The organism is Streptomyces recifensis, from assembly GCF_002154615.1.
Taxonomy (GTDB): Bacteria; Actinomycetota; Actinomycetes; order Streptomycetales; family Streptomycetaceae; genus Streptomyces; species Streptomyces griseoluteus.
On the sequence record NZ_MUNH01000534.1, the window covers coordinates 1 to 8,132 of the forward strand.

Annotated in this window: 15 protein-coding genes; 1 reads left to right on the forward strand and 14 read right to left on the reverse strand. The window is 70.9% G+C overall.

What is annotated here, in order from left to right; all coding sequences use genetic code 11:
- The 12 genes from CCN33_RS32240 to CCN33_RS33680 all read right to left on the reverse strand — a co-directional run.
- Window positions 1-210, reverse strand: a 210-nt coding sequence (locus CCN33_RS32240; RefSeq protein WP_167387940.1) for a hypothetical protein, incomplete at its 3' end; no start/stop codon positions are given.
- 47 nt (window positions 211-257) lie between these two features.
- The gene (locus CCN33_RS25045) at window positions 258-566 is read right to left on the reverse strand and encodes a gas vesicle protein K (RefSeq protein WP_086695739.1); all 309 of its coding nucleotides are present in this window, start codon (window positions 564-566) and stop codon (window positions 258-260) included.
- Between the two features lie 2 nt (window positions 567-568).
- Window positions 569-811 (reverse strand): gas vesicle protein, encoded by a 243-nt coding sequence (locus tag CCN33_RS25050; protein ID WP_086695740.1) that lies wholly within the window; start codon window positions 809-811, stop codon window positions 569-571.
- Between the two features lie 2 nt (window positions 812-813).
- Entirely contained in the window at window positions 814-1,590 is a 777-nt protein-coding gene (locus CCN33_RS25055; RefSeq protein WP_244173934.1) for a GvpL/GvpF family gas vesicle protein, read from the reverse strand.
- On the reverse strand, window positions 1,583-1,993 hold the full coding sequence (locus tag CCN33_RS25060) for a gas vesicle protein (RefSeq protein WP_086695742.1): 411 nt from the start codon (window positions 1,991-1,993) through the stop codon (window positions 1,583-1,585). Before CCN33_RS25060 ends, CCN33_RS25055 begins: the two co-directional genes overlap by 8 nt.
- Before the next feature lie 57 nt (window positions 1,994-2,050).
- On the reverse strand, window positions 2,051-3,232 hold the full coding sequence (locus CCN33_RS25065) for an SRPBCC family protein (protein WP_086695743.1): 1,182 nt from the start codon (window positions 3,230-3,232) through the stop codon (window positions 2,051-2,053).
- Window positions 3,225-3,761 (reverse strand): hypothetical protein, encoded by a 537-nt coding sequence (locus tag CCN33_RS25070; RefSeq protein ID WP_086695744.1) that lies wholly within the window; start codon window positions 3,759-3,761, stop codon window positions 3,225-3,227. Before CCN33_RS25070 ends, CCN33_RS25065 begins: the two co-directional genes overlap by 8 nt.
- A 46-nt stretch (window positions 3,762-3,807) precedes the next feature.
- Window positions 3,808-4,065, reverse strand: coding sequence for a gas vesicle protein GvpG (locus CCN33_RS25075; protein WP_086695745.1), 258 nt, complete (start codon window positions 4,063-4,065; stop codon window positions 3,808-3,810).
- Between the two features lie 38 nt (window positions 4,066-4,103).
- The gene (locus CCN33_RS25080; protein ID WP_086695746.1) at window positions 4,104-4,817 is read right to left on the reverse strand and encodes a GvpL/GvpF family gas vesicle protein; all 714 of its coding nucleotides are present in this window, start codon (window positions 4,815-4,817) and stop codon (window positions 4,104-4,106) included.
- 3 nt (window positions 4,818-4,820) lie between these two features.
- Window positions 4,821-5,273: a gas vesicle structural protein GvpA gene (locus tag CCN33_RS25085; protein ID WP_086695747.1), complete on the reverse strand. Its 453-nt coding sequence runs from the start codon at window positions 5,271-5,273 to the stop codon at window positions 4,821-4,823.
- A 67-nt stretch (window positions 5,274-5,340) separates the two neighbouring features.
- Complete coding sequence (locus CCN33_RS25090) at window positions 5,341-5,649, reverse strand: gas vesicle protein GvpO (RefSeq protein WP_244173935.1); 309 nt, start codon at window positions 5,647-5,649, stop codon at window positions 5,341-5,343.
- A gap of 136 nt (window positions 5,650-5,785) precedes the next feature.
- Window positions 5,786-6,067, reverse strand: a complete 282-nt coding sequence (locus tag CCN33_RS33680; RefSeq protein ID WP_341866593.1) for a TetR family transcriptional regulator C-terminal domain-containing protein — start codon at window positions 6,065-6,067, stop codon at window positions 5,786-5,788.
- A 239-nt stretch (window positions 6,068-6,306) separates the two neighbouring features.
- Here CCN33_RS33680 and CCN33_RS25100 point away from each other — a divergent pair, with 239 nt between their 5' ends.
- Window positions 6,307-6,741: a YbaK/EbsC family protein gene (locus tag CCN33_RS25100; protein WP_244173936.1), complete on the forward strand. Its 435-nt coding sequence runs from the start codon at window positions 6,307-6,309 to the stop codon at window positions 6,739-6,741.
- On the opposite strand, the gene CCN33_RS25105 is transcribed toward CCN33_RS25100, so the two are convergent.
- Complete coding sequence (locus CCN33_RS25105; protein ID WP_086695750.1) at window positions 6,728-7,069, reverse strand: STAS domain-containing protein; 342 nt, start codon at window positions 7,067-7,069, stop codon at window positions 6,728-6,730. The genes CCN33_RS25100 and CCN33_RS25105 overlap by 14 nt on opposite strands.
- A 325-nt stretch (window positions 7,070-7,394) precedes the next feature.
- Window positions 7,395-8,132 (reverse strand): TetR/AcrR family transcriptional regulator (locus CCN33_RS25110; protein WP_244173937.1); only part of this gene is annotated, 738 nt, incomplete at its 5' end.

Genomic DNA, 8,132 nt, shown 5'->3' on the forward strand with positions numbered 1-8,132 from the left:
GCCGGTCTGCAGACCGGCGACGGCCGCACGGCTCACGCGCTGGGTGGTGTCACCGACCGACTGGGCGGTGGAGACCGTCGACTTCTTGGCCTCCTGCGCCTGCTCCTTGGCGTTGCCGGCCGTCGACCGCGCCGTGGCGGTGCGGGAGGAGGCGGCCTTCTTGGCACTCGCCGCGGTGGTGCTCCTGGTGTTCTTTTTGTCGTCAGTCATAGTGCCCTAATGTCCTTTCCCCCGGCGCCAAAACAGGTTTTCCGAATTCACAGGTCCCGGGGGAGCAACGATCCCAACGGGCCGAGATCCAGGTTCAGTTCGTCCATTGTCAAGTTGTATCGCTCACACAGTTCTTCCATGCGTTCCTGGAGAATCATCAGCGTCATACCGATGCGTTCCTCCTGGTCGTCGTCGAGATCTCCCTGGTCCACCCGGTGAATGGCCGTGCGCTCCATGAGCTGGCGCAGCAATTCGACAATGGTGAGCACCAGCTTCATCAGATCCCGTTCCACCGTGTCGGGGTCCGTGCGCATGTGGGCGGCCAGCGCGTTCGCGGGTGCGGGTGTTTCCGGCATCGTCAGATCTCCTCAGGCCTGCTCGGTGCGGCACGCGGCGGGATGATGGCGGGCCCCGGCGCGTCCCCCGTGATCGAGCGGATGACGGCGCGCAGGTTGATGTGCACCAGGTCGACGTCGGCGATGCTCAGCACGATGTCGCCGGTGAGCACCGCCCCGCCGTTCAGCAGCCGGTCCAGCAGGTCGATCAGGGCGACGGGCGGCTGGCCGACCGGCTCGGCGCCCTGTCCGTTCGCGGGCCGCATGCTCAACTCGCGACCCCGCCCGCGAAGGAGTACGGCGCCCAGGGGCCGGTCACCTCGATGGTGACACCGGGGAGGTCCGAGGCGAGCGCGCCCAGCTCGGTCCGGAACCGGTCCACGTCCTGCCGGGGCACGAGATACGCCTCGTTTGCCACGTTCTCCCCCCGGCCGGCCGACCATTCGCCCTGCTGGGGGCGGTGGACGGCACGGGCGGAGGCAAGCGCGGACGCCACCTGGGCCGCCTGCTCCGCCGTGTCGCGGGCGGCGCCGTAGGTGTCCTGGGCGCGGCGGCGTTCGGCGCGGCGGCGCTGCAGATACGCACGGCCGGGGCTCGCGCCCGCCGGCTCGGGCTGCTCGGCGGGCGCGGCGGCGCGCGGCTCGGCGTACACCTTCAGCCCTAGTTCGACATGGCCGTCCAGGGTGCGCAGCAGGTCCTCGAAATAGGCGTGCTGCTCGTCGAGCATGGCGGCGACGCGCGTCCGGTCGCGGTAGACCGTGGCCAGGCGCATCGGGAGGACCGTGGCGGTGGCGAAGGCGGCGTCCACCACGGCGTGGTGGGCCCGCGCGATCGCCTCCAGCCTTTCCAGGTCCTCGAGTTGGGGCGCGAGGTGCTCCTCGGCGAACCGGTCGGCGGGGACGGCGGACACCAGGGCGGTGAGCCCCCGTCCACCGCCGACCGTGCGTACGGCGGCGCCGTCGACCCCGGTGAGCGGGGCCGTCCCGTCGAGGGCCAGGTCCCCGAGGCCGACGGCGTACACGTACTCCATCTCCGTTTCACTCACGGCCGGTCTCCCGTTCCGCGGGCTCCGGCCGGGCGGCCGCATCGGCCTCCTGGCCTGCGGGCAGCTCGGCGGCGGCGCGCAGTCGGGCGATCTCGGCCCGCAGCCGCTCGTTCTCCTCGCTCAGCGCCGGGTCGGACGCGGCGGGAGCGGTGGCGGACGGCTGCGCGCGGGAGGAGAGCGAGGGATCGTGCTCCCACCAGTCGATGCCCATTTCCTTCGCCTTGTCGACGGATGCGACGAGCAGGCGGAGCTTGATGGTCAGCAACTCTATGTCGAGCAGATTGATCTGGATGTCCCCCGCGATCACAATTCCCTTGTCGAGGACCCTCTCCAGAATGTCGGCCAGATTGGCGCCGCTTCCCTGCCCCGCGTAGGACGGCGCGGAGCGCGGAGGGCCCGGCATTCGACCGGCGAGTGAATCGGACACGTTCTCAACCCTGTCTTTCGGCTGGTTCCCGGATCAGGCGCTCGCGTCGGCGGTGCGCCGGCGCCGGGAGGACCGGGGAGCCGTCTCCTCGTCCGCCTCGGGCTCTTCCTCGGCCTCGTCGTAGGACTCCTCGTCCTCCGGCTCGTCGGCCTCGGCCTCGTACTCCTCGGCGTCCTCGGGCTCGATGTCGTCGTCGGCCTCGTCGAGGTACTCCTCCTCGCCGTCCTCGGCGGGCTCTTCGTCCTCGACGGCCTCGTCGGTGAACTCGTCGTCCTTGAGGTCGTCCTCGTCGGCGTCGGCGTCGGCCGCGTCGGCGGGCTCGCCCGCGTCGGCCTCTTCCTCGGCGCGCGGCTCGTCCTGCTCCTCGCCCTGTTCCGCCTCTTCCTGCTCGATGGCGTCCTCGTGGCTGACGACCACCTCACCGTCGCGGATCTCGCCGCGCCAGCCGTCGGTGGCCTCACCGCGCATCATGATGAACTTGCGGTAGAGCTTGAGGTCGAGCCGGGCCCGGCGGCCCTGGGCGCGCCAGATGTTGCCCGTCTTCTCGAACAGCCCCTTGGGGAAGTACTCCAGGACCAGCAGCACCTTGGTGAGGTTGTCGGTGATCGCGTGGAAGGTGACGACACCCTTGACGGTGCCCTTGGCGCCTTCCGTCGTCCAGGTGATCCGCTCGTCCGGCACCTGCTCGGTGACGTTCGCCTTCCAGCTGCGGGTGGACTTGGCGACCTTCACCTTCCAGTTGCTGGTGGTGTCGTCCGCCTTCTCCACGCTCACCACGCCCTTGGCGAAGGTGGAGAACTCCTGGAACTGGGTCCACTGGTCGTACGCCTCGCGCACCGGCACGCCGACTTCGATGTCCTCGACGATGGTCACGCTCTTGGACTTGCCGCCGCCGGACTTGCGCCCCTTGCCGAACAGACCCTTGACCTTGTCCTTCACGGTGTCCTTCAGGTGGGAGACGCCCGCCGACATGGCCGCCTGGGCGGGTGACTTGCCGTCGGCGAGCGCCTGCCCGCCCTTGGCGAGGCTCTTGAGCGGGCCGCCCTCGCCCGGCGTGCCGAGCTTGGTGACGCTCTCGCCGAGCTTGTGACCGAGCTGGCTGACGGTGTGCTCGGCGCGGGCGCGCAGATAGTTGCCCAGCGCCTCCTTCAGCCGGTCGGTCGACTCGTTGTGGACGACCTCGTCCTTGGCCCTGCTCAGCGCGGAATCAGCCATTGCCGTTACCGCCGCTCTTGCGCGTGGCGGAGGAGGCCCGCTTCTTGGCGGCCCCGCCGGCGCGGGAGGCTCCGCTGCGGGAGGCGGCCGACTTCGCGGCGCCGGTGCTCTTACGGGCAGCCGCGGTCTTGCGGCGCGTGCCCCCAGAGGCGGAGGAGCGCTGCTGCCGGGCGGGCTTCTCCTCCTCGTCGCCTTCCTCGTCCTCGGCCTCGTCGCCCTGCGGGCCGTCCAGCGCCTTGGTGCGCTGGGAGATGGAGTCGGCGAGCGAGTCGGCCAGGCCGGTGGCGCGCTTGGTCAGGGCCTCGGTGGCCGCGGCCTTCGTGGTCTCCACCAGCTCCTTGCGGACCTGGGCGTTGAGACCGGCGAGGGCGGGCGACTCGGCGAGCAGCGTGCCGATGCGGCGCGGATCGAGGTCGAGCTTCTTGCCGGCCAGGAACATGCCCAGGCCGATGGCCATCTTGGCCTTCTTGGTCCGCCCCAGTACGTATCCGCCCACCAGGGCGGCGGCTATCTTGGCGTTCTTGGTCATTCGTTGAGCACCTCAGTCTCTGCGGGTCGTGGTGTGCGCGGTCTGGTCAGCGACTTCCTCCGTTCCCTCGCCGGTGGGCGTCGATCTCGTCCAGCCTGTCGAGCAGTTCGTCCTCGCGGCGGTCGTACTCCTCGTCGGAGATCTGGCCGCTGGTCAACGCCCGTTCCAGTTCGGCCAGTTCGCGCCGGACGGGTTCCGGGTCGTAGTACTCCTCCTCCGCGGCGGTCAGCACCTGGTCGATGACCCAGAGCGAGCCGCGCACGGGGGCGAGGGGAAAGGTCACGATGCCGGTGATGAGTCCCATTCCGGCGCTCCCTTCCGTCGTCGGCCGGGCGAGTGCGATCAGACGAAGCTGTACGGCGGCAGCGGCCCGGTGAGGGTGAAGGTGTACGCGTCCCCGCGCTGGTCCGACTCGCGCTCCACGGCCTGGACGAAGCTCTCCACCCCGTCCTCGGGGACGAGGAAGGACACGTTCAGGAAGTGCGTCGAGCTGGGCTCGCCCGCCGAGAGACGGGTCGCCGCGGGCGCGAGCCGCTGGGAGAGGTCCTCGGCCTCCGCGCTGCTGCGGGCGGACACCTCGTGGGAGATCAGCTCACCGAGCGCGACCCGCTCGTCGTGCGCGCCGGACTGGTCGCGAGTGCGCTCGCGCAGCGCACGGACCTGCTCGGACTCGGCCACGATCTCGCGCAGCAGGTCGTCCTCGTCGCGGGAGACCTTGAGGTGGTACTCGACGTGGCCGTCCAGCTCCTCGAGGCGGGCGCGGTAGCGGTCGCTCTCGGCGTCGAGCGCGCTCGCCACCTGCTCGTCGTCGGGGGCGAGCAGTCCGAAGCGCATGGGGAGGGTGGCGCCGTCGCCCATCAGGACCTCCAGCACGCGCTGGTGGGCCTGCACATCGCGGCGCTTGGCCCGCAGCCCCTCCGGCGCGTCGCTGACGACGGCGGTGAGGTCGCCGGTGCGGACGGTGCGCAGCGGTGCCGGGGTCTCGCCGACGCCGAAGACCTCCTCGAGGTGCAGCGGATGGTCGGCTCCGGTGATGCCGTAGACGTAAGTGGGCACGGATTACTCCCCGCGGTTCTGGCTGGACTGGCGGCTGGACGTGGACTTGCGCGCCGCGCGCTTACGGGGCTGCGGCTCCTCCTCCTCGGAGTCGTCGCGCTTGCTCCCGAGCGACTCGGTGAACGCCTCGACGGCTCCGGTCAGTGCTCCTTTCGACTTTCCTTTCGCCCCGCTCTCCGTCATGTCGCCGACGAGGTCGGTGAGCTGGCTCGGCGCCTTGCGGCCGGCCTCCAGGTCGAGGCGGTTGCACGCCTCGGCGAAGCGCAGGTAGGTGTCGACGCTGGCGACGACCACCCGGACGTCGATCTTGAGTATCTCGATGCCGACGAGGGAGACGCGCACGAACGCGTCGATCACGAGCCCTCGGTCCAGGATGAGTTCGAGGACGTCGTAGAGATTGCCTCCACCGCCGCCGCTTCCGCCGGACTGGGTGCTGGACTGCTGTACGAGTGCCATGCTGACTTCTTTCCGTTGATCCGTTCAGGGCGTCGCGCGGCTCGATTCGCTGCGGCCGCCCTCTGATTCAGCGGCGGTCGATCTGACCCCGGGCGTACCGGCGTACGCGCTCGTAGGCCATGAGCCGCCCCTGCTTGTCGAGTTCGACGCGGTAGGACGCCATGACACTCATCGTGTCCGGCACCTTCTCGACCTCGACGACCTCGACGTCCGCCATCCAGCCGTCGTCGGTGGCCTTCACGGCCGAGACCGCGCTCACCTGACGCTGGAGCAGCCCGGCGAGCTGTGCGCCCGCCTGCCGCATCACGGTCGGCAGGTCCATGCGCTCGTCCGAATCCTGACCGCTCTTCTCGCTCTTGCTGTCTGTTCTGTCCACGATCCCCTCCCCTGAACGGGAGTCTTCGAGGAGGTCCTTCACCTGTCCTCTACGCCTTCCGCTTCGGTTGCCCGTGGGTCTCGCACATATGCGTGAGCGATCGAATCGAACGGCGGTACTACTGGAGGGGAGCAGTTCAGGACGCGACGAGGGACGCCAAGAAGCCGTCCAGCGGGGCGACTTGGGCGTCCTCGGAAAAGCGGCCCGGATCGAGAAGAGTCTGCACGACGAGGCCGTGGGTGAACGCTACGGCGGCCCCGGCGAGTTGTTCCGGGCCGGCGTGCGCGGAGAGTTCGCCCAGCTCGGGCGCGGCTTCCGGGTGAGGACGGAGCGGGGAGCGCAGCCGGGTGTACCGGTCCGCCTGCTCGGTGGCCGGCCCGTCGTCGGCGAGCGGCAGGTCTTCCGGGAACTCACCCAGATCCGGTCACTGGCGGTGTGCCCCGCCGTCAGCGGCAGGATGTCGAGCGGCATCGGTGGCCGGGTGCGGTGTTCGCGGCTCGGGTGCCCGGCGGTCCGGCTCTCCAGCAGGTCCAGGGCGTGGGTGATCAGGGCCCCATTCGTCGGGAAGTAATGCGCCGGCATCCCGGTAGAGACCCCCGTCGCGGGGGCGACCGCCCGCAGGGTCAGGCCCCGCGGGAACTCGGCAGCGACGCCGAAGTGGTCGGACTCCGCGGCCCGGCGCCCACCGCGGCGGCCCAGGTCGGCTGCCCGGTGGGCGCGATCGCCGACAGCCTGGTCTTCTCCGTCGACGACGACCCGCTGCTCGTCCTCACCAGCGGCGCCCACCGCGTGGACACCCGGGCGCGCCGCCGGTCGCCGGGCGTGGCCGCAAGCGCCTCCGGCGCGCGGACCCGGCCTTCGTCCTCATCGGCCACCGGCCAGGAGGTAGGCGGCGTGGCCCCGGTCGGGCATCCGCAGCCCGTACGCACCCTGATCGACGCGCCCCTGGCCGAGCACGAGCACCTCTGGGCCGGCGCCGGAATGCCGCACACGGTGTTCCGGACGACGTTCCCGGAGCTGGTACCGATCACCGGCGGCGAGCCGGCCGAGGTCGCCGTGGGGCCGGCGCAGGTGCGCCTCACTCCTCGATGACGGCCACCACGTCGAGCCCCGCGTTGCGGAGGATGCGCTGGACGGTCCGGCGGGGGCCGCGGATGGTGAGTTCGGCGGGTTCCGGCCGCAGGGTGGCTCCCCGCAGGAGGGCATAGGCGCAGGCCAGGTCGATGCGGGTCACCCGGCTCATGTCGACGGTCCAGGCGGTGGCCGTGTGGAGGGGCGGGGAACCGAGGACCTCCTCCAGATCGCGCAGGGCCTCGGCGCCGATGTCCCCGGCCAGGATCAGCTCGGGCAGCCGGACGTCGGCGGCCGAGACCGTCAGGACAGGCCCGATGGGCGGCTCGAAGGGCGGTTCGGCTGCCATGGGGACCTCCTTCGCAGCCGGAGGCGGAACACTGCTCTGCCTCCCATGGTCCCTCAGCCCACCGGATCCGCGCACACGGCCGCCACATGATCGGTCGTGCTTCTCCACCCGCGCCACGCGTCCCCGTCACCACGGTGTGAGAACCGTCGCGCCGGAGAGGCCGCATTTGCGTCCGACCTGCGGTGACGGGTTTGGGGGGCGTGATGCGTTCCTCCCCTCGCGTGGCGTCCCACCGCTCGACGAACGACCAGGACCACTCCATACCCGACGGCCCGTCAGCAGAAATCTGCGGCGTCCAAGGCGCGGGCGGCGGGAGGACGCCGAGTCAGGCGTCCGGCGCCTTGTCCGGCAGGTAGCTCGCCAGGCCCCGCAGGATGATCTCCAGGCCGATGTCGAACCGCTCGTCGGAGGAGTCGGACACCATCACGTCCGCGAGTGCGCGCAGGTGGGGGAAGTCCGCCGGCGGCAGGGACGCGAAGTAGTTCTGCATCTCACCGGCCATCTCGCGCCAGTCGGGGCGGGCCGGTGAGGAGTCACCGTCGCCCGGCCGGGCGGCGGCCCGGTCCTGCCACATGCCCTCCTCCAGCACGAAGCCGTCGATGTAGGTGGAGATGAGGTCGCCGGCCTCCGCCGCGATCCGGTCCGGCAGCCCGGCCGTGCGGAATATGGCGAGCAGCCCCTCGACGTGCGGCAGGAGTTCGGCCGTGAAGGGGACGTGGGCCATGGAGATCCGGGCCACGTCCCGGTGGGAGAGCAGGCGCTCGCGTCCGGCGCGCGCGTAGTCCCGGATCTGCTCGCGCCACCGCTCGGGGTCGGGGGCGGGCATCGTGAAGCCGTCGAAGAGCCGGGTGTACATCAGCTCCAGCAGGTCGTCCTTGGAGCTGACGTACGCGTAGAGCGCGGAGACGGTGACGCCCAGTTCCGCGGCCACCTGGCGCATGGAGAGCCCGTCGAGCCCCTGACGGTCCAGCACCGTGAAGGCGGCCTCGACGATCCGCTCGCGCGACAGGGGGGTGCGCTGGGGTGCCGTCTGCGGACGGGCGGGACGCTCTCGGTCCCAGGG

Coding starts and splice junctions, on each gene's coding strand:
- CCN33_RS25045 (WP_086695739.1), bottom strand. CDS start 566: ATGCCGGAAACACCCGCACCCGCGAACGCGCTGGCCGCCCACATGCGC.
- CCN33_RS25050 (WP_086695740.1), bottom strand. CDS start 811: ATGCGGCCCGCGAACGGACAGGGCGCCGAGCCGGTCGGCCAGCCGCCC.
- CCN33_RS25060 (WP_086695742.1), bottom strand. CDS start 1,993: ATGCCGGGCCCTCCGCGCTCCGCGCCGTCCTACGCGGGGCAGGGAAGC.
- CCN33_RS25065 (WP_086695743.1), bottom strand. CDS start 3,232: ATGGCTGATTCCGCGCTGAGCAGGGCCAAGGACGAGGTCGTCCACAAC.
- CCN33_RS25070 (WP_086695744.1), bottom strand. CDS start 3,761: ATGACCAAGAACGCCAAGATAGCCGCCGCCCTGGTGGGCGGATACGTA.
- CCN33_RS25075 (WP_086695745.1), bottom strand. CDS start 4,065: ATGGGACTCATCACCGGCATCGTGACCTTTCCCCTCGCCCCCGTGCGC.
- CCN33_RS25085 (WP_086695747.1), bottom strand. CDS start 5,273: ATGGCACTCGTACAGCAGTCCAGCACCCAGTCCGGCGGAAGCGGCGGC.
- CCN33_RS25105 (WP_086695750.1), bottom strand. CDS start 7,069: ATGGCAGCCGAACCGCCCTTCGAGCCGCCCATCGGGCCTGTCCTGACG.